Here is a 23,490-nt window from a genome sequence, read left to right on the forward strand (position 1 = left end):
GCGCGTCGGCGCGGTGGGTCCGGTTGCGGGGGACGCCGTAAATCCCGCTCCGCGGTCCGGCCCAGCCGCTGGCGGCTGTGCGTTCGGGCGCTTGCGAAGCAGTGCTTCGCAAGCAAAGCGCCCTCACCCCTGTAGGCTCGGTCGCGCCATCCATGGCGCTCACGCCCCCGCAACCGGACCCACCCCGCCTTCGACAGTCTTCTGCGAACTGTCGGAATTGCTTTTGGGGTCAGATCCGTTTTCCTGCGGAAAACGGATCTGACCCCGATCTATTTCGATATCTGACAGATTTCATCCACGCATGGCGTGGATCTACTGGCCGCCGGAAAACTGTCGAAGGCGGGGTACTGTGGGTTTGCGGGGTGTGAGCCGCATGGATGCGGCGACCAAGCCCCCATGGACGGGTTTACGGCGTCCCTGCAAACCCACAGTGCCCCGACATCCCACGGAATGCACGCCGTTGCTGTTGCTTCGGCCGTTGCCGTGGCGTCTGCAGGTGCAGGGCGCAGCCCTGCCGAACGAAACCCCTACTTCACCCGACGGCCCGAGCGGTCGATGCGGAACCACTCCCCGCCTTCCATCGGCGTGTGGCCTTCGGCATCCGGCGTGCCGCGGCGGCAGCCGTTGCAGACCTGGGCCACGCCGTCGCGGAATGGCCAGGCGAAATCGAAGGTGCCCGGCACCACCTGGCGGAACTTCAGATCGAAGTAGCCCACGCGGTTGCCGACACGGCCGCGCAGCAGGCCTTCCTGCGGCGTTTCCGGGCCGTTGTCCCAGGTCAGTACCGGCAGGCTGCGGCCCTTGCGGTCGACGTAGTGGAAGCCCTGGTCGGCATACACCACAGCCAGGCCCTGGTCGTCGTAATTCAGGTCCTTCAATGTGCCGGCGCTGATCTTCGGCCGATGATCGACCACCTCGCAGTTGGGCAGCGGCCACAACCCGTGTTCGTCGGTCAGCAGCTTGCACGCCGGTGCCTGCGCCAGCGCACTGGAACTGGCCAGTACGCCGAGCAGGGCCAGCGACCGCGCGAAGCGGCCGCGGGCGGGGGCAGGGCGGGCCTGCCGGATGATCACTTGGCCTCGGCCTTGCGCTCGAAGGCCGTCGGTGCCGGCAGCTGCACCGGCACGCCCTTGTCATCGCAGGTGCCGGCCTGGCACAGGCGCTCGCGCAGGGCCGGGGTGGCCTGCACGATCATGTGGTAGATCGCGTTCTGTTCCAGCGTGCCGCGGATCGCCTTGCTGCCCGGGCCGCGTGCCCAGATGCCGACGTCTTCGCCACCATGCGACTCGGACTTCATCGGCACCAGCGCTTCCTGCATGTAGTCCGGATGCTCGGTGTCGACGTCGCGCAGGTTCGGGCGGCCGTTGGCCGGTTCGAAGCTGCTCGGGTTGTGCGGGTAACGCTTCGGGCCGGCCGGCTGCTGGTTGCTGGCGCCGGTATGGCCGGGGCCGTTGGCGTAGGTCAGCGTGGTGTACGGCTGGCCGCTGCCGTCCAGCGCGTAGTCCAGCTTGCCGGCGCCGTCTTCGCCCCCCTTGTCCTTCACCTTGCCCAGGATCGGGTTGCCACGTGCCGGGTAGCCGACGAAGTTCAGCGTGTGCGAGTGATCGGCGGTGACGATGATCAGGGTGTCGTCGGCCGAGGTCAGCTCGTTGGCCACGCGCACCGCATCGGACAGGGCCACGGTCTCGGTCAGTGCACGGTAGGCGTTGCCGCTGTGGTTGGCGTGGTCGATGCGCGCGCCTTCGATCATCAGCACGTAGCCTTCCTGGTGCTTCGACAGATTCCTGATCGCTGCAGCAGTCAGTTCGGCCAGGCTCGGCTCACCGCCCGGATCCTGCGGGCGCTCGTACTCGTAGCGCATGTGGTCCGGCTCGAACAGGCCGAGGATGGCCGGTGCATTGGCCGCCGCCGCCAGCTGCTTGCTGTTCCACACGTAGGCACCCTGCGGATGCGCCTGCTGCCATTCCTGCACCAGGCTGCGGCCATCCAGGCGCTGGCCGACCTTGTCGTCGTATTCCGGATCGCGCTCTTCCACGGTAGTGAATTCACCACGGCCGCCGCCGAGGGCGACCAGCGGGCCACGGCCGTAGCGCGAGGTCGACAGCAGCTGCTGGGCGATGTCCTTGCAGCCGGCAGCCTTGGCCGCTTCAGTCAGGTCGGTATCGTTTTCCCAGTTGCGCTCGGGCGAGTGCGCATAGGTGGCGGCCGGGGTGGCATGGGTCAGGCGCGCGGTGGACACCACGCCGGTGGCCAGGCCGGCGCTGTCGGCCAGCTGCAGCCAGGTCAACAGGCCCTTGGACAGGCTGTCGGCGCAGTCGGTGCGGCTGCCGGCGCTGACGCCGATCGCGCCCATGTGGGTCTTCACGCCGGTGGTGATGGCGGTCATGGTGCCGGCCGAATCCGGGGTCTGCGAATCGGTGTTGTAGGTCTTGCTGAACGCCGTGGCCGGGAAGTGCTCCCACGACAGCAGGTTTTCTTCGCCCGAGCTGCCCTTCTGCTGCCCTTCGTAGATGCGTGCGGCCGCCACGGTGGTCAGGCTCATGCCGTCGCCGAGGAACAGGATGACGTTTTTAGCCTTGCCGGACATCGCGCCGTTGGCGGCGGCCTGGGATGCGCCGCTGCGATACCACCACTGCGGGGTCTCGCCGGCCGGGTGGGCGACCGGGTCGACGGCGACCTTCAGGCCGGCCGGGGCAGAGGCGGGGGTGGTGCTGGCGCAGGCGCCCAGCAGCAGGGTGGTGGCGCAGGCGGCCAACAGGGAGACGGAACGGCGCATGGACGCTGGGATCTCACAAACTGTAACGGGACGTTCATTATGCCCGCCCCTGCAAGGCACGCCGATGACACACTGATTTGCCGGCCGGGCTGTCGTTCTGCGGGCCGCCTTGGGCTATCGTGCCAGCATCCCTTCCTTCCCCTCTGGATTGCCTATGAAGCTGGTCTCTGCCTGGCTGCGGATTCCATTCTGGCAGCGCGTGGTCGGTGGCTTCGTGCTCGGCGCGCTGGCCGGCTGGGCGCTTGGCCCGGCCGCCGAAACGTGGTTCGGCCCGCTCGGTGAGCTGTACGTCACCCTGATCAAGATGATCGCCGTACCGCTGGTGTTCTTCGCGGTCATCAACGCGATCTCGTCGCTGCATGGGCAGAAGTCGGTCGCCGCGCTCAGTGGCCGCACCTTCCTGTGGTTCGTGATCACCGCTGCGCTGGCGGTATGCGTCGGGCTGGGCGTGGGCACCGTGCTGCAGCCCGGCGCCGGTGGCCTGGAACTGTCGATGGCCAGCAACTATGTGCCGCGCGAAGTGCCCAGCGTGGTGCAGGTGCTGCTGGACGTGGTGCCGGCCAATGTCTTCTATGCGCTGTCCGGCATCGGCACCAAGGTCAACGCGGCCGGTGAGACCGTGCTGGCGGCCGGTCGCGGCTCGATCCTGCCGGTGATCTTCTTCGCCGGCCTGGTGGGCTTTGCCATCGTCAAGCTGGGCGAGAAGGTGACCGAGGCGCGCAAGCTGGTCGGCCAGATGAGCGACATCATGATCCAGGTGACCCGCTTCGTGCTGGAAGTCACCCCGATCGGTACCTTCGGCCTGATCGCCGGCCTGGTCGGCAGCTACGGGTTCGAAAAGCTGCTGCCGCTGGGTCATTTCGTGCTGGCCCTGTACGTGGCCTGTGCCCTGCACATCGTGGTGGTCTACAGCGCACTGCTGCTGGCGCACGGCCTGAACCCGCTGAAGTTCTTCCGCGGTGCGGCGCCGGGCATGCAGGTTGCGTTCGTCAGCTCGTCCAGCTTCGCGGCGATGCCGGTGGCGCTGCGTTCGATCACCCACAACCTGGGCGTGAACAAGGACTACGGTTCGTTCGCGGTGCCGCTGGGCGCCAGCATCAAGATGGACGGCTGCGGCGCGATCTATCCGGCGCTGTGCGCGGTGTTCATCGCGCAGTACAGCGGTGTGCCGCTGACCCCGGAGCAGTACGTGGTGGTGCTGATCGCCTCGGTGCTGGGCAGCTTCGGTACGGCCGGCGTGCCGGGTACCGCGGTGATCATGGCGACGGTGGTGCTGAGCGCAGCCAACCTGCCGCTGGAGACCATCGGCTACCTGTATGCCATCGACCGCATCCTGGACATGATGCGCACGATGACCAATGTGACGGGCCAGATGCTGGTGCCGGTGCTGGTAGCCAAGGAAACCGGGCTGCTCGACCAGGCGGTGTATGACAATCCGTCCAGCAATGTGGGCATGGACGATCCTGACCCGACACCGCCACGCGCCTGAGGTTGCGTGGAGATGAAAGGCCCGCCCCGACCCGGCGGGCCTTTTGTTTGGCGGGCCTTTTGTTTGGGAGATGGCTGATGCGGTGCCGGCCAAGGTGGGCCCCTGGTAGATCCACGCCATGCGTGGATGGAGAGTGCCGGCCAGGGGCGGCAGCTACCCACACCCATTGCGGGTCCAACAAAAAAGCCGCTGCAGGGCAGCGGCTTTAGCTTTGCGTATCGGGCGGCGCTGCGGCGCCGGCGGGGTCAGAGGTCGACCCGGCGGGCCTGCATGAACTTGTTGCCCCAGTAGCCACTGAGCAGGGTGTCCACGCGAACGTCCTTGCCCGAGCTCGGCGCGTGCAGGAAGCGGCCATCGCCGACATAGATGCCGACGTGGTCGACGCGGCCCTTGCGGCCGAAGAAGACCAGGTCTCCCGCAGCCAGTGCGGTGCGGTCGTTGATCAGTTCGGCGTTGTCATCGTGGGCCATCTCGCGCGAGACGCGCGGCAGCTCGATGCCCAGGGCCGAGCGGAACACATAGCCGACCAGGCCGCTGCAGTCGAAACCGCTGTCCGGGTTGCTGCCACCCCAACGGTACGGGGTGCCCAGCAGGGTCATCGCGCGGCGCAGCAGCGACTGCACCTTGCCGTTGTCGGCGGCGGTGCCGACAACGCTGCCATTGGCGGCGCTGCTGGTGTCGTAGTTGGCGAGCAGGCGGCTGAGGTCACCGGCCACAACGGCCGAGCGGTCCATCAGCGGAATGGTGTCGTTGGCGGCCAGGTGCGGCAGCAGGGCAGCCAGCGTGGCGGTGGCGGCGGCATCGACGCGGCTGCGCTGCGGAGCGGCAGCCTCGGCCTTGGCGGCCGGTCGGGCGGTGCTCTCGGCCACGGGGGCCGGGGGCACATCGGAACGGTTCGGAGCAGTCTGCGACCAGGCCGGAAGGCTGGTCAGACACAGTGCCAGGCCAAGCAACAGCGGGCGGGCACTACGTGAAGATACGGAAGTCTGGCCTTCGCTTTTCAGGTCGTCAGTCGTCACGCGTCGGTCACAGGAAAAAAACGATGGGGCATCATGCCCTGTAAAAGCGGCAATAAGTTAAAAATTCCGTTAGTAAACCGTTAGTTTCAGGGTGATGGTCGTCACAGTTTTGAACATATCGCCTGTTCATTTTAGCGAAGGACACGTTTCGCACCGGTGTAGTGGTCCTTCCAGTAGGGGCCGCTGAGCGAGTCCAGTCGCACCGTGCCGCCGGTACTCGGCGCGTGCACGAAACGCCCTTCACCTACATAAATACCGACATGGGTGACGCTGCCGCGGCTGCCGAAGAACACCAGATCGCCGGTGGCCAGGCGCTTCGGATCGATCTTCGGGCCCTGTACCGCCGCCAGGTCGCGCGAGGTGCGCGGCAGCCGCAGGTCCAGCATCTCGCGATAGACATAGGCGACCAGGCCGCTGCAGTCGAAGCCCGAATCCGGGGTGTTGCCGCCATAGCGGTACGGGGTGCCGACCAGGCTGATGGCGCGCATCAGCACCGAGTTGGCGGCCTCGGGGTTGTCCGGCACGGTCTTTGGCCAGTTCGCCGTCGGCGGGGGCGGCGCCGGGCGGGTGGCCTTGCCACCACCGCAGGCGGTCATCAACAGGGGCAGGGCCAGCAGCAGGGCCGGGGCGAGGAACCGGCGCAGGCCGGACGAAACTGGCGTGATGTGCATGATCTCCGGATAATGCGCCACCTTGGATTGGCCGTCATGATGGCGGCGTCCCCGCCGGGCGACAACCCGCCCCAACCCGCCTGCCTCCGGCAGATCCAGACAGAGTTGCGCATGAAGATCGAAAAAGACCGCGTTGTCCGCTTCCACTACACCGTTTCCGAAGTCGGCCAGGAGCCGATCGAATCGTCCAAGGACCGCGGCGAGCCGCTGGCGATCCTGATCGGTCACGGCAACATCATCCCGGGCCTGGAAAACGCCATGATGGACAAGGAAGCCGGCGCGACCTTCAACGTCGACGTCAAGGCGGCCGATGCCTACGGCGAGCGTCGTGAAGGCCTGTCCCAGCGCGTGCCGAAGAAGCACTTCGGCAACACCAAGCTGGCTCCGGGCCAGCAGGTCGTGCTGCAGACCAACTTCGGCCCGCGTGCGGTGACGGTGCAGAAGGTCGGCATGAGTGTCGTCGACGTCGACCTGAACCACCCGATGGCCGGCAAGGACCTGCATTTCGACGTCGAAATCGTCGACGTGCGCGAAGCCGGCCAGGAAGAACTCGACCACGGCCACGTTCACGGCGACGGCGGTCACCAGCACTGATCGCTGCGCGATCGTGATGGCAGCAACGGCCCGCTTCGGCGGGCCGTTGCGTTTCTGGAACACGGCGCGGCCATCCATGGCGCACGGGCCGGCGGCATAATGGCGGACCTGCCTGACGGACCCCCCGTGAACGCCGCTTCTCCTTCCCTGCAGCCGGTGGCTTCCGGCGAACGCATCGGCGTGCTGGACGTGCTGCGCGGTGCTGCGCTGCTGGGCATCCTGCTGATGAACATCGAGGCCTTCAGCGGGCCGCTGGACCTGGCCTTCACCGGCATCGACACGCACTGGCTGGGCATCGATTACTGGGCCGACGCGTTCGTCTACGTGTTCGTGCAGGGCAAGTTCTTCACCCTGTTCTCGTTGCTGTTCGGCGCCGGCTTCGCGGTGATGGCACAGCGCGCCGAGGTGGCCGGGCGCGATTTCACCCCGTTCTACCTGCGTCGCAGTGCTGGCCTGCTGCTGATCGGGCTGTGCCATGCACTGCTGGTCTGGTCCGGTGACATCCTGGTGATGTATGCACTGGTCTCGTTGCCGCTGCTGGCCTGCAGGGAGGCGCCGCGCAGCTGGCTGCCGTGGATGGGCGTGACGGTCTACCTCGGTGGTGTGGCGATGATGCTGCTGGTGGGGGCGATGGTGTCGATGGCTTCAGCGGAGGACGTGCAGAAGATGCTCGCCGAAGCACAGCAGGGCATCGCGCAGCAGCGCCTGGTGTACGGGCAGGGCAGCTGGATGCAGGCCAATGTGCAGCGCCTGCACGAGTTCGGATCGTCGATGGGCGCGCTGCTGATCACCGGCCCGGAAGTGCTGGGCATGTTCCTGATCGGCAGCTGGTTCGCCGGCAGCGGTGCGCTGTCGGCGCCAGAGCGCTTCCCGCGGCTGTACGCGGTGCTGCGTTGGGTGGCACTGCCGCTGGGCCTGGTGGTCACGCTGCTGGGCGTTGCCTGGAAGCCGTATCTGGCACCGGGCGCCTACAACCTGCCGGTCACGGCCGCGATGGCGCTTGTAACCGTGGGCGGCCTGCCGATGTGCCTGGGTTACCTGGCGTGGATCGTGCATTGGCGTGCGCGGTTGGCCTGGCTGGCACCGGTCGGGCGCATGGCGTTGACTCACTACCTGGGCCAGTCGCTGCTGTGCACCTGGCTGTTCTATCACTATGGCCTGGGCTGGTTCGAGGTGATGCCGCGCAGCGTGCAGCTGCTGTTCGCGCTGCTGCTGTTCGCCGTGCAGGTGGCCTTCTCGCATGCGTGGCTGGCACGCTTCCGCTTTGGCCCGATGGAATGGCTGTGGCGTGCGATGACCTACCGGCAATGGCCGCCGATGCGGCGCGAGGCCGGGCAGGGCTGATCGATGCAGGGCGCGCGCGAGGATGTGATCGTGGTCGGCGCCGGTGCCATTGGGCTGGCCGCCGCGCTTGCGCTGCGCACGCAGGGGCGGCAGGTGCGGGTGATCGACCGTGGACGCAGCGGTGGCGCGACGTCGCATGGCAACTGCGGCACCATCACTCCCAGCCATGCGCCACCGCTGGCCGCTCCCGGCGTGCCGTTGCGCGCGCTGCGCTGGATGCTTGATCCGCGTGCGCCACTGTATGTGCGTACACGCCTGGATCCGGCACTGTGGCGTTGGTTGCTGCAGTTCGGGGCGCGCTGCAATGCGCGCGACTGGCTGCACTCCACGCGGGCGCGCGGCGCGTTGTTGAATGACTCACGGCTGCGCCTGGCGCACTGGGTGCATACGCATGCGCTGGACTGCGAATTCGATGCACGCGGTCTGGACTATGTATTCGGTGATGCCCGCAACTTCGATCACCATGCTGCCGAGTGCGAGGCGCTGAACGCGCAGGGCATTGTTACTGCCTGCATCGATGGCGGCGACTACGTGCGCGACAATCCGGCGTTCCATGATCGCCTTGCCGGTGCGATCCACTTCCCCGGCGATGCACAGCTGCGTCCAGACCGTTACACCGCTGAACTGGCGCGCGTGTTGCGTGCACAGGGCGTGGTGATCGAGGAGCAGGTGAAGATGCAGGATTTCAGCGCAGACGCGCAGGGCGTGCGCGTGCGCGCCGGCGAACGCACGCTGCACGCGCGCGAGCTGGTGCTGGCGACCGGGCCGTGGTCGCCGCGCTGGGCGCGGCAACTGGATCTGCGCGTGCCGATCCAGCCCGGCAAGGGTTACTCGCTGACCTGGTCGCGACCGTCGCAGGTGCCCAAGCGCCCGGTGGTGCTGAAGGACCACTCCGTGTTCGTGATTGCCTGGCGCGAGGCGTTGCGGCTGGGCGGCACCATGGAATTCGCCGGTGCCGACCCGCAGTTGCGCACGACCCGCCTGCAGGCCCTGCAGCAAGCCGCCGACCAATACCTGCGCACACCGCGTGGCGCGCAGCTGCAGGAGCAGTGGTGTGGTTGGCGCCCCATGAGCGTGGACGACGTGCCGTTGATCGGCCGCGCGCCCGCGCATCCTCACGTCTGGCTTGCAGCGGGGCATGGCATGCTCGGCATCAGCATGAGTGCCGGCACCGGCCAGCTGATCGCCGATCTCATCTGCGGCCGCACACCAGCGATCGATCCTGCCCCTTACCGACCCGAGCGATTCCGATGAGCACTGCATCCTATGATTACGACCTGATCGTCCTTGGCGGCGGCTCCGCCGGCCTGGCCGGCGCGATCCGCGCGGCGCAGCATGGCAAGCGCGTGGCGATGCTGGAGCCTGGCGAACTGGGTGGAACCTGCGTCAATGTCGGCTGCGTGCCGAAGAAGGCGATGTGGCTGGCAGCCGACCTGCACGAGCGCATTGGCCTGGCCAATGCGATGGGCTTCGATGTCGAGGCACGCCCGGCGCTGTCGTGGAAGGAACTGGTGATCCATCGCCAGGCCTACATCAGCAACATCCACACCAGCTACCACAAGCGCCTGGATGAAACCGGCGTGGTGCGCATTCCGGCACGCGGTCATCTGCTCGATGCGCACACCGTGGCTTGCAGCGATGGTGTGCGTTACAGCGCCGAGCACATCCTGATCGCCACCGGCGCGCATCCGCTGCGCCCGGACATTCCCGGTGCGGAACTGGGGCTGGTGTCCGATGATTTCTTCGATCTGCGCGCGGCACCGGCCGAGGTTGCGATCATTGGTGGCGGCTACATCGCGGTGGAACTGGCCGGGTTGCTGCAGGCACTGGGCAGCAGGGTGAGCCTGCTGGTACGCGGCAGGCGCCTGCTGGAGCGCTTCGACTACGAGCTGACCGATCAGTTGGCCGAGAACCTGAAGCAGCAGGGCGTGCGGATCCATTTCGACTACCGCCTGCGCGAACTGCAGCGCGATGGCGAACGCGTGCGTGCGTTCGGCCATGACGGTCCGCTCGACAATGTGTTCGATGCCGTGTTCTTCGCCACCGGTCGCCGTGGCAACAGTCGTGATCTGGGCCTGGAAGCGCTCGGCATCGGCATTGGCGAGCACCAGCAGGTACAGGTGGATGAATGGCAGACCACCAGCGTGCCGAGCGTGCACGCGGTGGGTGACATCGCCGGCAAGGTCGGCCTGACCCCAGTCGCGGTGGCCGCTTCGCGGCGGCTGATGGACCGCCTGTTCGGTGGCCGCCCGCAGTCGAAGATGGATTACGAGAACGTGGCCAGCGTGGTGTTTTCGCATCCGCCGCTGGGCGCGGTGGGCATGAGCGAGGAAGAAGCGCGTGCACGGTTCGACCAGGTGAGCGTCTACCACAGCCGTTTCCGCCCGATGTTGCAGGCGCTGGCCAACGGCACCCAGCGCAGCCTGTTCAAGATGGTCTGCGCCGGCCCGGAAGAACGCGTGGTCGGCATCCACCTGCTGGGTGAAGCGGCCGACGAGATCCTGCAGGGCTTCGCGGTGGCGGTGAAGATGGGCGCGACCAAGGCCCAGTTCGACGACACCGTGGCGATCCACCCGACCTCGGCCGAAGAAGTGGTGCTGATGCGCTGAGCCGGCCGTTGTGGAGCCGAGCCCATGCTCGGCTGCGTTCCGCCCAGGCATGGCGACGCCGGGCGCAGGCTCGGCTCTGCAGGGCACCGGGCGCGCCCATGCGACAATGGGCGCCCCCACGCCTTCCCGGGCCGCCCTGTGCGGCCCGCCGCCGTCCTGATGTCCAACACCGCCTCCCGTATCGCTACCGCTTCCCCACGCATCGCGCTGGGGGGGATCGGCCTGGCTGCGATCGGTGCCATCGCTGCTTCCGGCAAGGCGATCATCGTCAAGCTCGGTCTGCGCCACGGCGTGGATGCCACCACGCTGCTCGCCCTGCGCATGCTGATGGCGCTGCCGTTGTTCGCGTTGATGGCATTGTGGGCCGCGCGCCGGGCCGAGCCGCTGTCCTGGGCCGACCGTGCCCGCGTGCTGTGGCTGGGCTTCACCGGCTACTACCTGTCCAGCCTGCTCGATTTCCAGGGGCTGCAGTACATCAGCGTGACCCTGGAGCGGCTGATCCTGTACTTGAACCCGACCCTGGTGCTGCTGATCAACGTGCTGCTGGCGCGCCAGCGGCCGGGCCGATGGCAGATCGGTGCGCTGGTGCTGAGCTATCTGGGCGTGCTGCTGGCCTTCGGGCATGACCTGCAGCGCGAGGGTGGGCAGATCATCGTCGGCAGCCTGCTGGTGCTGGGCAGTGCGCTCAGCTACGCGCTGTACCTGTTTGGCAGTGGTCAGGTGGTCGCGCGCATCGGCGCAGTGCGGCTGACCGCCTATGCCAGCTGCGTGGCGGGCGTGCTGGTGCTGCTGCATTTCGCGGTGACCCATCCGCTGCCATTGCTGTGGCAGGCACCGGCGCCGGTGCAGTGGCTGTCGCTGGTCAATGCCACCGTGTGCACGGTGCTGCCGGTGCTGGCGATCATGCTGGCGGTGCAGCGCGTGGGTTCGTCACTGGCCGCGCAGGTCGGTATGCTGGGTCCCGTTTCCACGATCGTGATGAGCCTATGGCTGCTCGACGAACCGATGGGGCCGGCGCAGATCGCCGGCACCGTGCTGGTGCTGATCGGCGTTCTGCTGGTGACCCGCCTGCGGCGCTGACGCCGGAGCAGGCGCGTGCGCGCATCCTTGCGGTGATCCGCGCGATCCCGGCGGGGCAGGTGATGGGCTACGGCCAGGTGGCAATGCGCGCCGGCCTGCCCGGGCGTGCGCGCCTGACCGCACGCATCCTTGGCCAGAATGACGACCCGGACCTGCCCTGGCACCGCGTGCTGCGCTCGGATGGGCGCATCGCCATGGAAGAAGGTTCGGCCGGCTGGCGCGAGCAGTCGCAGCGGCTGCGTGCCGAGGGCGTGGTGGTGGAGAACGGCCGGGTGCGGATGCCGGCGACCGATCCGGCAGCGGCGCTGGATGCGGCCGTGTGGGGCCCTGGCTGAGCACCGCTGGCGACTGAACAGGCCGGACCTGCGGGTCGCCAACAAGACCCGGTGCTGCGGCTATGATGGAGGCCGTTCCATGCCGGTGCTCCCATGTTCCCGCGACTGCCAACCGTCACCAAGGCCCTGCTGATCGCCAACGCGATCCTGTTCCTGCTGCAGCAGCCATTCCTGCTTGGCATGCAGACCTTCGAGCCGTTCATGCTGCAACCGCTGCAGCAGGGCTTCGACGCATTCTCGCCGGGTGGCAACTTCCAGCCGTGGCAGCTGCTGACCTATGGCTTCCTGCATGGCAGCTTCATGCATCTGTTCTTCAACATGCTGGCGGTCTTCATGTTCGGCGCGCCGCTGGAGCAGACCTGGGGCGAAAAGCGCTTCCTGCTGTACTACCTGGTCTGCGTGGCCGGTGCCGGTGTCTGCCAGCTGCTGGTGGGGACGCTGCTGGAAAACCCGGCCACGGTGCTGGGTGCCTCCGGCGGTGTGTTCGGCCTGCTGCTGGCCTACGGCATGTTGTTCCCCAACCAGCGGGTGATGCTGCTGTTCCCGCCGATCCCCATGAAGGCGCGTACCTTCGTGATCCTGTTCGGTGTGGGCGAACTGGTGCTGGGCATGACCGGTTGGCAGCCGGGCGTGGCCCACTTCGCGCATCTGGGCGGCATGCTGTTCGGCTGGTTGCTGATCCGTTACTGGCGGGGGCAGCCGCCGTTCAACAAGCGCCGCCCGCCGGGCCCGCCGAAGCGCCCGAACCATCTGCGCAGCGTCAAATGATCCGCAGGATCATTTGACGCTGTGGGTGCCCACCGTTGGTGGGCATGCTTTGGGCAGGATCATTTGACGCTGTGGGTGCCCACCGTTGGTGGGCATGCTTTGGGCAGGATCATTTGACGCTGTGGGTGCCCACCGTTGGTGGGCATGCTTTGGGCAGGATCATTTGACGCTGTGGGTGCCCACCGTTGGTGGGCATGCTTTGGGCAGGATCATTTGACGCTGTGGGTGCCCACCGTTGGTGGGCATGCTTTGGGCAGGATCATTTGACGCGGGTAGTTTGCCAACCTTGGTTGGCACGCTTTGGCTCGGATCATTTGACCTGGTAGATACCAACCCCGGTTGGCAATCGCTTCTGCTGCCTCGTGCCAACCAAGGTCGGCACCTGCCAACAGCAGATGATGCGCGCGGCGGGGTACACCCGCATCCACTCACAGCATGGCCCTACAGATCCTGCAACACCACCTGTGCGGCGTTGTGCCCGGGTGCGCCGGTGACGCCGCCACCGGGATGGGTTCCCGAGCCACACAGATACAGGCCGGGCAGAGCGCCGCGATAGCCGGCCTGGCCGACCATCGGCCGTGCCGAGAACAACTGGTTGGCACTCAGTGCGCCGTGGAAGATGTCACCGCCGACCAGGCCGAAGGTGCGTTCCAGATCCAGCGGTGACAGCACCTGCTGACCGAGCACGCTGGCAGCGAAGCCGGGCGCGTACCGTTCGACGGTGGCGATCATCAGGCCGGCCACGGTCTCGCGATGGTCATCCCAGTGGCGCCCGCCGGGCAGCACGGGGGCGACGTGCTGGCAGAACAGGCTGGCCACATGCCGCCCGGCTGGCGCCAGCGAATCGTCCAGCGTGCTGGGAATCAGCATTTCCACGATCGGCTCGCGCGACCAGCCGTCGCGGCGTGCATCCAGCCAGGCGCGGTCCATGTAGTCCAGGGTGGGCGCCATGATGATGCCCGCGCTGAGGTGGTCGCCGGGGCCGGGCAGGGCGCGGAAGTCCGGCAGCCGCGACAGGGCAACGTTCATCCGGAACGTGCCGGAACCGCAGCGCCAGTTCGCCATGCGTTCGCGGGTTGCGGCCGGTACCTGCGCCGGTGCCAGCATCTGTTCGTACAGCAGTTTCGGATTGACGTTGGCGATCATTGCGCGTGCACGCAGGGTTTCGCCGTTGACCAGCTCCACGCCCACTACACGGCCCTGTTCGACCAGCAGGCGTTGCACGCCGGCATCCACGCGCAGCTCGGCCCCGGCCTCGCGCGCCGCGCTGGCGATGGCCTGGCTGATCGCGCCCATGCCACCGATCGCATGGCCCCACGCACCTTTCACGCCGTTGCACTGGCCGAACACATGGTGCAGCAGTACGTAGGCACTGCCCGGCGCATACGGGCTTGCGTAGTTGCCGACGATGCCATCGAAGCCGAACAGCGCCTTGATCGGCTCGCTCTCGAACCAGCGATCCAGGTACTCGGCGGCCGACAGCGTGAACAGGTCCAGCAGTTCCTGGCGAAGCGGCGCATCCAGCGTCGCCAGTTCGCGGCCGAGCCGCCCCATCTGCCACAGCGCAGGCAACGCGCGCCAACCGCCAGCAGCGCCGAGGTCCGGTGGCGCGCGCAGGGCCCAGCTGCGCAGCACATCGGCGAAGATCTCCAGGCGTGCTTCGTACTCGGGTAGCCGCTGCGCATCCCGCTCGGAGAACTTGGCGACCTCGGCCTGGGTGCGGCCCGGCGCGGACAGCAGGTAGCGATCATCCTCAAGCGGCAGGAAGTTGTTGGCCGGGCGATTGATGATGCGCAGCCCATGCGCATGGAGTTGCAGGTCGTCGATCACCTTGGGCTGCAGCAATGACACCGTGTAGGACGCGACCGAGTTGCGGAAGCCCGGGTGGAATTCCTCGGTGACCGCAGCACCGCCCAGGACGCTGCGGCGCTCTAGCATCAGTACCTGCTTGCCAGCGCGCGCCAGATAGGCCGCGCAGACCAGCCCGTTGTGGCCGCCACCGATGATGATTGCATCCCAGGACATCAGCACCTCGAAAAAAGGGGACGGAGGGAATTAAGTCGTAATCGGCATCTGAGCATAGACCAGTGCGAGAAGCGACTTAATCCCCTCCGTCCCCTTTTTCGATTGCGGCCCGGATGGTGGCGATGTCGATCTTCTTCATCGGCATCATCGCGTTGAAGGCACGCTTGGCCAGCGCTTTGTCCTTGCTGGTCACCGCTTCGATCAGCATGCGCGGGCTGATCTGCCAGGAGATGCCCCAGCGGTCCTTGCACCAGCCGCATTGGCTCTCCTGTCCTCCATTGCCCACGATCGCATTCCACAGGCGGTCGGTCTCTGCCTGGTCCTCGGTCTGGATCTGAAAGGAGAAGGCTTCGCTGTGCTTGAACGCGGTGCCGCCATTGAGACCGACGCAGGGGATGCCGCAGACGGTGAATTCAACCGTCAGTACGGTGCCTTCCTTGCCGTCGGGGTAGTCGCCCGGTGCGTGATGTACGGCAGTCACCGCGCTGTCGGGCAGGAGGCTGGCATAGAAGGTGGCGGCCTCGAGCGCGCCGTTGTCGTACCAGACACAGATCGTGTTCTTGTGTGCCATGTCGGGGCTCCACGTTGGACGGAGCCGCAGCGATAGCACGCCGGGTGTTAATCCCGGATCGTGCTGCACCCGCAAAAAAAAGGGCGCCCGAAGGCGCCCTCTGCGTTACCGCTGCGGCCGATGGCTCAGCGCCAGACCTTGATCTGGTCAGCTTCGCTGCGCTGCATCGGCTGGCCGGCTTTGCAGCTGAAGGTGGCACCGAACGCCGGCAGATTGGCCAGCGTGCCATTGCTGCGCCACAGGCCCGGCGCGCGGATGTCGGCGGTCAGGCGGCGCACGGCCTCGTTCGGCGACAGCTGCTGTGCCCACAGCGTCGACCACGCGCGGAAGAAGCCCTGCTGCTGTGCCTGCTTGGCCTTCGGTTCCTGTGCGACATAAGCCGCCCAGGCCAGTTCGAGGCCGGCGATGTCGGCCAGGTTCTCTTCCTGGGTGAGCGTGCCGTTGACCTTGGCCCCCTTCACACCCGGGAAGTCGTAGGCGCCGTATTGCGCGGCCACGCGGTTGCCGAGCAGCGTCCAGGCGGTCTTGTCGGCCGGGGTCCACCAGCTGCGCAGCTCGCCCTTGGCGTCGACCAGCGCACCCTTGGCGTCGATCGCACGGGTCAGCTCATGGCCGACCAGGCCACCGAAGCTGCCGAACTTGTCGGCGGCGTCGGCCTTGGCGTTGAACACCGGGCCCTGCAGGATCGCGGCGGTGACGATCAGGCGGTTCTGCGCCAGGTCGTAGGCCAGCGACGGCTGCTGCGGCAGCACGTCCCAGCGACGGTCGGCGTTGCCCTTGCCGATGCGCTTCATTTCCTCGCGGTGGCGCCAGGTCGAGGCGATCAGCATGTTGCCACCGAACGAGCCGCGGCCCATCGGCTGCACGCTGTAGTCGAGGTCGCGCAGCGGGGTACCGATCTCGATCTTCAACGCGGCCAGCTTGGCCTGCGCTTCGGTCTTGGCTTCGGCGCTCATCCAGCTGTTGTTCTTGACCGCCTCGATCTGCACTTCGCGCAGCTTGTCGACGATCCACGCGGCCTGACGGCGGTCTTCGGCCGACAGGTAGCGGGCGGCATATTCGCGGCCGACCATCGGGCCAGCGGCCACGTTGATCGCGTCCAGCACGTCTTCCCAGCGCTGCGGCGGCAGGGTTTCGCCACGCAGCACGCGGCCGCGGAATTCAAACTCTGCGTCGCGGTAGGCCTTGGACAGGTACGGTGCCATCGAATCGCCAACGCGCCAGCGCAGGTAGGCCTTCCACTGGTCCGGCTTGAGCTTGGTGACCATGCCATCGAGCTGCTTGAACAGGCCTGGGTCGGCCAGCGAGACCAGGTCGTCGTCCACGCCCTGTGCCTTCAGGAATGCGTCCAGCTGCAGATTGCGGTAGCGGCTGTTGAGCTCCTTGGTGGAGATCGGCGCGTAGTTGTTGAACGGGTTGTTGATGCCGGCCAGCGACTGCGCGTTGCGCGCCAGCTCGGTCTCCAGCGCGATCACCGACTGCGACTCGGCATCCAGCTTGGCCGCCGGGGTGCCGGTCAGCGCCAGGATCTGCTTGACGTAGTTGCGGTAGCGCCCCATCAGCGCCACGGTGTCGGCGTCGGTGCGGGTATAGAACGCCGGGTCCGGCAGGCCCATGCCGCCCTGCATGAAGTAGCCGATGTGGCGGTCCAGTGCCTTCAGGTCGACGTCCGGGCCGAAGTTGAAGGCCACCGGGATGCCGACCTGGTGCAGCGCGGCGATCGATGCCGGCACATCCTTGGCCTTCTTGATGGCGTTGATGCGGGTCAGCAGCGGAGCGATCGGGTTGGAGCCGTCCGCTTCCACGGCGGCTTCGTCCAGGCCACTGGCCCAGAAGTCACCCAGCAGCTTCTGCACATTGCCCTGCGGCGATTTCATGGCGGCGTCGAGCAGTTCACGCTGCTGCTGGCGGCTGCGATCGACCAGCTGGCCCAGCGCGGTGGTAGCGCCGGTCTGTGGCACCGGATTGGCCTTCAGCCAGCCCGCATTGGTGGCGTCGTAGAAGTCGCTGCACTGGGCGCTGACGGCCGGCGCGCGTGCGGCCTTCTTCTTGGCGGCGGCAAACGCATCGTGGGTCGGGACCAGGGTCGCCAGGCTGATGCCCAGGGCGATGGCAAGCGGACGGAAATTGGGCATGTGGAACGAATCCGTGATGGATTGAGGGCGCGCGCACTATAGCAAGCCGCGCATGGGCGCGGCATGCACGCATCACTGCGCGGGGGCGGCCGTCGATCGACGCCACGCGTGGACGAGCAACGCGGCAAAAACAAAGGCCCGGGAATCCCCGGGCCTTTGCAGGTCTGCCGCAGCGTCAGCCGTGGCTTACCAGATCACCACCTGCTGCTCGCCAGCGCGGGCCATCGGCGAACCGGCCTTGCACTGGAACGCAGCGGCGAAGGTTGGCAGGTTCGACGGTGCACCCATGGCGCGGAACTGCGCCGGGGCGTGCGGGTCGGTCGCCAGGCGGACCTTGGCGTTTTCCGGGGTGTACTTGGTGCGCCACACGGTGGCCCAGTTGAAGAAGAAGCGCTGGTCGCGGGTGAAGCCATCGACCTTCGCATCTTCCTTGCCGGCGGTGGCCTTCTGCAGGGCGTCGTAGGCGGTGGCCAGACCACCCAGATCGGCGATGTTCTCGCCCAGGGTCAGGTGACCGTTCACCGCCTGGCCGTCGACCTTGTACTGGTCGAACTGCTTGACCAGCTTGCCGGTGAGGCCTTCGAAGTTCTTCTTGTCGGCCGGGGTCCACCAGTCTTCCATGTTGCCGGTCGGCCCGAAGCGCGCACCCTGGTCGTCATAGCCGTGGGTCATTTCATGGCCGATCACCGCACCGATGCCGCCGTAGTTCAGGGCGTCGTCGGCCTTCGGATCGAAGAACGGCGGCTGCAGGATGGCGGCCGGGAACACGATCTCGTTCTGCAGCGGGTTGTAGTAGGCGTTGACGGTCTGCGGGGTCATGCCCCACTCGGTCTTGTCCACCGGCTTGCCGATCTTGGACAGGTTGAACTTGTAGTTGAACTCGTTGGCCGCGCGCACGTTGCCCAGGAAGCTGTCGCGCTGGGTCTGCAGGCCCGACCAGTCACGCCACTTGTCCGGGTAACCGATCTTCGGGGTGAAGGTCTCCCACTTGGCGATGGCCTTGGCCTTGGTTTCTTCGCTCATCCAGCTCAGGCCCTGGATGCGGTCCTTCAGCGAGGCGGCGAGGTTCTTCACCAGTTCTTCCATCTTCGCCTTGGCTTCCGGCGAGAAGGCGACCTTCACGTACAGCTGGCCGAAGGCTTCACCGGCATCATTCTCGATGGTGCCCAGCACGCGCTTCCAGCGCGGCTTCTGTTCCTTCTGGCCGTTGAGGGTCTTGCCGTAGAACTCATAGTTCTCCTGCACGAAGGCATCGGCCAGGTACGGCGAAGCGCTGTCCACGGTGTGGAAGCGCAGGTAGGCGCGCCACACCGACGGATCGGTGTCGGCCAGCGACTTGCTCACTTCCTCATGGAAGGCCGGCATGGCCAGCGAGAACTTCTCCGGCGCGGCCACGCCCTGCGACTTGAAGAACTCGGTCCAGCTGAAGTTCGGGGTCAGCTTGTCGGCGTCGGCCAGGGTGACCGGGTTGTAGTACAGCTCGACGTTGCGCGACAGCTCGACGCGCGACTTGGAGGCCTTGGCCAGGCGGGTTTCGAACTTGACCACTTCCTCGGCCTGCTTGGCCGCATCGGCCGCGGCCACGCCGGACAGCTCCAGCACCTTGGCGACGTGCGCCTGGTAGGCCTTCAGCTTGTCGGCGTTCTTGGCATCGGTGTAGTAGGTGGTATCCGGCAGGCCCAGGCCGCCCTGGCTGGCATAGGCCATGTTCATGGCGGAGTTCTTGAAGTCCGCTTCGGCGCCGAAGCCGAACAGGATGTTGTCACCCTTGGCGGCGCTGGTGCGCAGGTAGTTGGCGATGGCCGCCTTGTCCTGCAGGCCGTCGATCGCAGCCAGGTCGGCCTTCAGCGGCTCGATGCCCTGGGCATTGATCTTTGCCTCGTCCATGCCGGTGGCCCACAGGTCGCCGACGATCTTCTCGATGTGGTTCGGATTCTTGACCTGCGCGACCTGTTCGGCCAGCTGGTGCTGCACGGCCACCGAGCGCTCGTCGAGGATGGTGAACGCGCCCCAGCTGGTGCGGTCGCCCGGGATTTCGTTGGCGGCCAGCCACTTGCTGTTGACGTAGTCGCCGAAGGCGGTGCAGGCGTCCTTGGTGGTGTCCAGGTCGCTCGGCTGGAAGGCGTTGTAGGCCGGCAGCTTGCTGTCGTCCAGGGTGTAGTGGGTGGCTTCGGCGGTGGCCGGGGCGGAGGCGGCGGCATCCTTGGCCGGGGTTTCAGTCTTGCCGCAGCCAACCAGCGCGGCCGAAACGGCCAGGGTCAGCAGCACGATCTTGGGAGTACGGGTCACTTGAATGGCCTCCAGGCCGAGTGAGTCAGGGAGTGGCCGCAGGTGCGACCGTGGGCCGAACGATACGCCGCTGGCCAGACCTGCAAGGGTGTCGAAGGTCATGTCCCTGCGCAAGGGGCGCGCAGCCGCCTGCAAGGCGTCGCAGGAGGGCACACCAGGCCCCGTCGCAAGGCCGCGCGAGCGGTGGTCGTCTACAGGTGCATTGGGTGAATTGATTATGAACGCGCGCTCGCAGTTGTCGGGGGTGCAGGTGCTGGATGCCGGTCGGGACAGGACATGTCCCGACAACTGTCCACGCAGCGCGAGGGGTGCCACGGGAGTGGGTGTTGCAGTCACAAGCTGCTGATTGGAAAAGGGTATTTAGAGAATCCCTGTGCGGGTTCATGCCCTCATGCTGTATTTCGCGAAGTGTCATATGAAATTGAACTTTCGCTGAATGTTGCCGTTTCGTGTCTTTATGTGTATGAATTCCGTTATCGGCACGTGAACGGCTGCTGACTACATTTCCTCTGTCTTGCCGATGCAGAGCTTTTTGTGCCCTCACTTTTCAGAGAGAGAGACATGCAGAAGACTCGCCCACTACCCCGCAATCCGTTGAGTCTCGCGCTCACCTCGGCCATTCTGCTTGCCGTCGCCCTGCCTGCCTTCGCGCAGGAGGGAGACGTTGCCAAGGAGACTGCCGAGAGCGCGAAGAAGGCTTCCAATGAAGCCGCGGCCACCCAGCTGGACCGCATCACGGTAACGGGCTCGCACATCTATCGCGCCGGCTATGACACTTTGGAACCGGCCGCCGTGGTATCCCGCCAGGACATCGAGGCGTACGGACACACCAACCTGATCGATGCGTTGACCAAGATCCCCGGTATTTCTGCCGGCGTCTCCTCGCGGGGTGATCAGGCCGGCTTCGGCGCCGGCGTGAACTTCGCCAGCCGCTTCGGCCTCGGCAGCAACCGCCTGCTGACCCTGGTCAACGGTCGCCGCTTCGTGACCTCCGCACCGCCAACCGTGTTCGGTGCAGGCGGCGGCTCGGGCATCCAGGTCGACATGAACTCGATTCCGACCGTGATGGTCGAGCGTGTGGAAAGCCTGAGCATCGGTGGTGCCCCCACGTACGGTTCCGACGCCATCTCCGGCGTGAACAACATCATCCTGCGCGACAAGTTCGAAGGCGCCGAGGTCGAGATCGGCTTTGGCAGGACCACCAAGAACGACAATGATCGTTACTCGTGGTCGGCCATTTTCGGCAGCGGTTTCGCCGATGGCCGTGGCCACTTCACCATCGCTGCCGAACTGGACAACAGCGATGGCGTGAACGCGCTCCAGCGCGACTTCTACCGTAACGGCTACAGCCTGCAGACCAATCCGACTGCGGCAAACGTGGCGCGCTTCCAGCCGTGGCGTACCCCGGGCAATGACGGCCGCATCGACCCCAGCATCCCGTTCAACACCGGGCCGGCTGACGGCATCGCCGACCAGGTCTGGATCCGCAACCGGCGAATTTCCAGCATGACCTTCGGCGGCCTGATCATGCCGTCGGACATCCAGGTGCGGCGCAGCTACCAGCGCAATGCCACGGGTGAGTTGAACGGCTTCGGCCCGAACAACAAGCTCTGGCACTTCAACAACAAGGGCGACCTGGTTGCCTACGATCCGGGCATTTCCTATCCCAGCGGCAATGCGTCCGGTGGCGATGGCCTCAACCTCAACGAAACCCTCCCGCTGATCGCTGACCTCGAGCGCCGTACGGTCTATTCGACCGGCAGCTTCGACTTCAACGACAACGTGCGTGGCTTCTTTGAACTGTCGCACTACAGCGCCACCGCGCGCGAGACGTTGGACCAGAACGTCTACAACGCCGCCGGCTTTGGTGCCGCAAATCCCGATGGCAGTGGTGACCAGAGCGGCGCGATGCTGTTCAGCGCGAACAATCCGTTCCTCAGTGCCGAGTCGCGCCGCATCCTGGCCGAGAACGGCATCACCTCGTTCCGCCTGTCGCGCTCCTCGCGCGACCTGAGCATGAACAACGCCAGCACCGATACGCGCCTGAGCCGCATCGTGCTCGGCCTGGACGGCTTCTTCGATATCGGCGAGCGCCGTTTCAACTGGGAAGCCAGTGTGACCCACGGTCGAGGCGACTTCGACTACAAGGGGACCGGCCTGATCCAGCAGAACTTCATCAATGCGCTCAATGTGAAGCGCGATGCCAGCGGCAACATCGTCTGTGATGCGTCCGCCCCGGGCACCACGGCGGATCCGAACTGCCGTCCGCTGAATCTGTTCGGCGAGAACCAGGCATCGCCTGAAGCGCTGGCCTATGTGTCAACGCCGACCCTGGCCAAGGCACGGACGCGCCAGACCGTGTTCAACGCGTCGGTGACCGGTGGCCTGTTCGACATGCCGGGCGGCGAGTTCTCCTTCGCCGCAGGCGTGGAGCATCGTCGCGAAGAAGGTTCGTTCACTCCGAGCGAGTATCAGCGGCTGGGGCAGGGCCGTTCGGTGCCGATCCAGGGCGCCAAGGGTGACTATCACACCAATGAAATCTTCGCCGAGTTCCTGGCACCGCTGTTCAACCCCGACTGGGATCTGCCAGGCCTGCATCGCCTGGACGTGACCCTGAAGGGCCGCCGCGTGGTCAACTCGGTGGCCGGTGGCTTCAATGCGTACACCTATGGCATCCAGTACGAGCCGTTCGCGGGAATCCAGCTGCGCGGCAGCAAGACCCAGTCGCTGCGTGCCCCGTCGATTGCCGAGCTCTACACCTCGCTGCAGCCGGCGTACTACAACATCCCGGAAGTCTGCTCCGTGTCGGCCATCAACGGCGGCACCAATCCTGCGATTCGCCGCCGCAACTGCGAGGCCTTCTTCCAGGCTTACCCGGGGGCGGATCCGGCAACGTTCCAGGCCTCGCCGACCAACACCCTTGGCTCGGTCAACGGCTATACCGGCCTGAAGAACGAGAAGGCAAAGTCCTGGACAGCGGGCATCGTGTTCGCACCGGACTGGGCCAAGGGCCTGCGGGTCGCGGCCGACTGGTATGACATCAAGATCACCGATGTGATCACCAGCCTCAGCCCGACCGACATCATCACCGGCTGCTTCGACAACCCGGACTTCAATGCCTCCAACGTGCCCAACGCCAACCGCTTCTGCAGCCTGGTGACGCGCAATCCGCTGAGTGGTGCGGCCACCGATATCCGCACCGAGTACGGCAATGGCCCGGTGCTGATGTTCCGCGGCTGGACGGCCGAGGTGGACTACAACTGGGATATGGGCCGATTCGGCCAGGTGGCACTTGGCTTCTACGGCTACATGCCGAAGAACCGTGGCCAGGCCGCCAACGCGGATGTGCCGTTCGTGGAGCGCGTGGGTACGTTCGACGAGCCCAAGCGCCAGTTCCGCTGGACGGCGCAGCATGCCATCGGCAAGTGGAGCTATGGCGTGACGTCCAACTACACGAGCGGCTCGCAGTTCAGCCTGACCGCAACCCCGGAAAGCCGGCAGTACTTCAAGCGCGACAGCTGGACGACCTGGGACGCCAATGTCAGCTACCGCCTGACCGACAATGCACGCGTGAACCTGTCGGTGCTGAACCTGTCCGACGACATCGGTCCGTTCCCGTACGTGCTGGATGCACTGGGCCGTCGCTACATGGCCAGCCTGCGCTACAGCTTCCGCTGAGCGGAAGAACCGGAGGAGGGCAGGCCCGGCTTCAGCTGGGCCTGTTCTTCCGGCCGGTCATGCCGGACAAGGAAAAGCCCCGCCATGGCGGGGCTTTTCCGTTGCTG

17 protein-coding genes are annotated in these 23,490 nt (G+C 66.2%); 9 read left to right on the plus strand and 8 right to left on the minus strand.

The features are described 5' to 3' along the window. Nucleotides 1–527: 527 nt before the first annotated feature. Both B9Y64_RS09715 and B9Y64_RS09720 read right to left on the minus strand, forming a co-directional pair. Nucleotides 528–1,073 (minus strand): WG repeat-containing protein, encoded by a 546-nt coding sequence (locus B9Y64_RS09715; RefSeq protein WP_100440496.1) that lies wholly within the window; start codon nt 1,071–1,073, stop codon nt 528–530. Then, a complete protein-coding gene (locus B9Y64_RS09720) occupies nt 1,070–2,776 on the minus strand; it encodes an alkaline phosphatase (RefSeq protein WP_100440497.1) in 1,707 nt (568 codons plus the stop codon). Before B9Y64_RS09720 ends, B9Y64_RS09715 begins: the two co-directional genes overlap by 4 nt. A 154-nt stretch (nt 2,777–2,930) precedes the next feature. Here B9Y64_RS09720 and B9Y64_RS09725 point away from each other — a divergent pair, with 154 nt between their 5' ends. Continuing rightward, the gene (locus B9Y64_RS09725) at nt 2,931–4,265 is read left to right on the plus strand and encodes a dicarboxylate/amino acid:cation symporter (RefSeq protein ID WP_100440498.1); all 1,335 of its coding nucleotides are present in this window, start codon (nt 2,931–2,933) and stop codon (nt 4,263–4,265) included. 245 nt (nt 4,266–4,510) lie between these two features. Here B9Y64_RS09725 and B9Y64_RS09730 read toward each other — a convergent pair whose 3' ends face one another. Beyond that, entirely contained in the window at nt 4,511–5,284 is a 774-nt protein-coding gene (locus B9Y64_RS09730) for a C40 family peptidase (RefSeq protein ID WP_100440499.1), read from the minus strand. A 131-nt stretch (nt 5,285–5,415) separates the two neighbouring features. Further along, nucleotides 5,416–5,955, minus strand: a complete 540-nt coding sequence (locus B9Y64_RS09735; protein WP_100440706.1) for a C40 family peptidase — start codon at nt 5,953–5,955, stop codon at nt 5,416–5,418. Between the two features lie 111 nt (nt 5,956–6,066). Between B9Y64_RS09735 and B9Y64_RS09740 the strand changes: the two genes are divergently transcribed. The 7 genes from B9Y64_RS09740 (at nt 6,067) to B9Y64_RS09770 (ending at nt 12,685) form a co-directional block, all read left to right on the plus strand. Further along, a complete protein-coding gene (locus B9Y64_RS09740) occupies nt 6,067–6,549 on the plus strand; it encodes an FKBP-type peptidyl-prolyl cis-trans isomerase (protein ID WP_032128998.1) in 483 nt (160 codons plus the stop codon). Between the two features lie 99 nt (nt 6,550–6,648). Then, the gene (locus tag B9Y64_RS09745) at nt 6,649–7,893 is read left to right on the plus strand and encodes a DUF418 domain-containing protein (protein ID WP_100440500.1); all 1,245 of its coding nucleotides are present in this window, start codon (nt 6,649–6,651) and stop codon (nt 7,891–7,893) included. A gap of 3 nt (nt 7,894–7,896) precedes the next feature. After that, nucleotides 7,897–9,147, plus strand: a complete 1,251-nt coding sequence (locus B9Y64_RS09750; protein ID WP_100440501.1) for an NAD(P)/FAD-dependent oxidoreductase — start codon at nt 7,897–7,899, stop codon at nt 9,145–9,147. After that, nucleotides 9,144–10,502, plus strand: coding sequence for a glutathione-disulfide reductase (gene gorA, locus B9Y64_RS09755; RefSeq protein WP_100440502.1), 1,359 nt, complete (start codon nt 9,144–9,146; stop codon nt 10,500–10,502). Before B9Y64_RS09750 ends, gorA begins: the two co-directional genes overlap by 4 nt. A 159-nt stretch (nt 10,503–10,661) precedes the next feature. Beyond that, a complete protein-coding gene (locus B9Y64_RS09760) occupies nt 10,662–11,582 on the plus strand; it encodes a DMT family transporter (protein ID WP_100440503.1) in 921 nt (306 codons plus the stop codon). After that, the gene (locus tag B9Y64_RS09765) at nt 11,489–11,917 is read left to right on the plus strand and encodes an MGMT family protein (protein ID WP_406753028.1); all 429 of its coding nucleotides are present in this window, start codon (nt 11,489–11,491) and stop codon (nt 11,915–11,917) included. The genes B9Y64_RS09760 and B9Y64_RS09765 overlap by 94 nt, the downstream gene beginning before the upstream one ends. A 93-nt stretch (nt 11,918–12,010) precedes the next feature. After that, entirely contained in the window at nt 12,011–12,685 is a 675-nt protein-coding gene (locus tag B9Y64_RS09770) for a rhomboid family intramembrane serine protease (protein ID WP_095377638.1), read from the plus strand. Nucleotides 12,686–13,126: 441 nt separating this feature from the next. Here B9Y64_RS09770 and B9Y64_RS09775 read toward each other — a convergent pair whose 3' ends face one another. The 4 genes from B9Y64_RS09775 to B9Y64_RS09790 all read right to left on the minus strand — a co-directional run bounded on the left by B9Y64_RS09775 (nt 13,127) and on the right by B9Y64_RS09790 (nt 19,705). Continuing rightward, nucleotides 13,127–14,710, minus strand: coding sequence for a phytoene desaturase family protein (locus B9Y64_RS09775; RefSeq protein ID WP_100440504.1), 1,584 nt, complete (start codon nt 14,708–14,710; stop codon nt 13,127–13,129). A gap of 76 nt (nt 14,711–14,786) precedes the next feature. Next, a complete protein-coding gene (locus tag B9Y64_RS09780; RefSeq protein WP_100440505.1) occupies nt 14,787–15,281 on the minus strand; it encodes a VOC family protein in 495 nt (164 codons plus the stop codon). Between the two features lie 125 nt (nt 15,282–15,406). Next, nucleotides 15,407–17,416, minus strand: a complete 2,010-nt coding sequence (locus tag B9Y64_RS09785) for a M13 family metallopeptidase (protein ID WP_100440506.1) — start codon at nt 17,414–17,416, stop codon at nt 15,407–15,409. 186 nt (nt 17,417–17,602) lie between these two features. Then, complete coding sequence (locus tag B9Y64_RS09790) at nt 17,603–19,705, minus strand: M13 family metallopeptidase (protein ID WP_100440708.1); 2,103 nt, start codon at nt 19,703–19,705, stop codon at nt 17,603–17,605. A 561-nt stretch (nt 19,706–20,266) separates the two neighbouring features. Between B9Y64_RS09790 and B9Y64_RS09795 the strand changes: the two genes are divergently transcribed. Further along, complete coding sequence (locus B9Y64_RS09795) at nt 20,267–23,383, plus strand: TonB-dependent receptor domain-containing protein (protein ID WP_100440507.1); 3,117 nt, start codon at nt 20,267–20,269, stop codon at nt 23,381–23,383. The last annotated feature ends 107 nt before the right edge of the window (nt 23,384–23,490 follow it).

It is taken from the genome of Stenotrophomonas maltophilia (genome assembly GCF_002799245.1).
GTDB classification, from domain to species: Bacteria; Pseudomonadota; Gammaproteobacteria; order Xanthomonadales; family Xanthomonadaceae; genus Stenotrophomonas; species Stenotrophomonas maltophilia_S.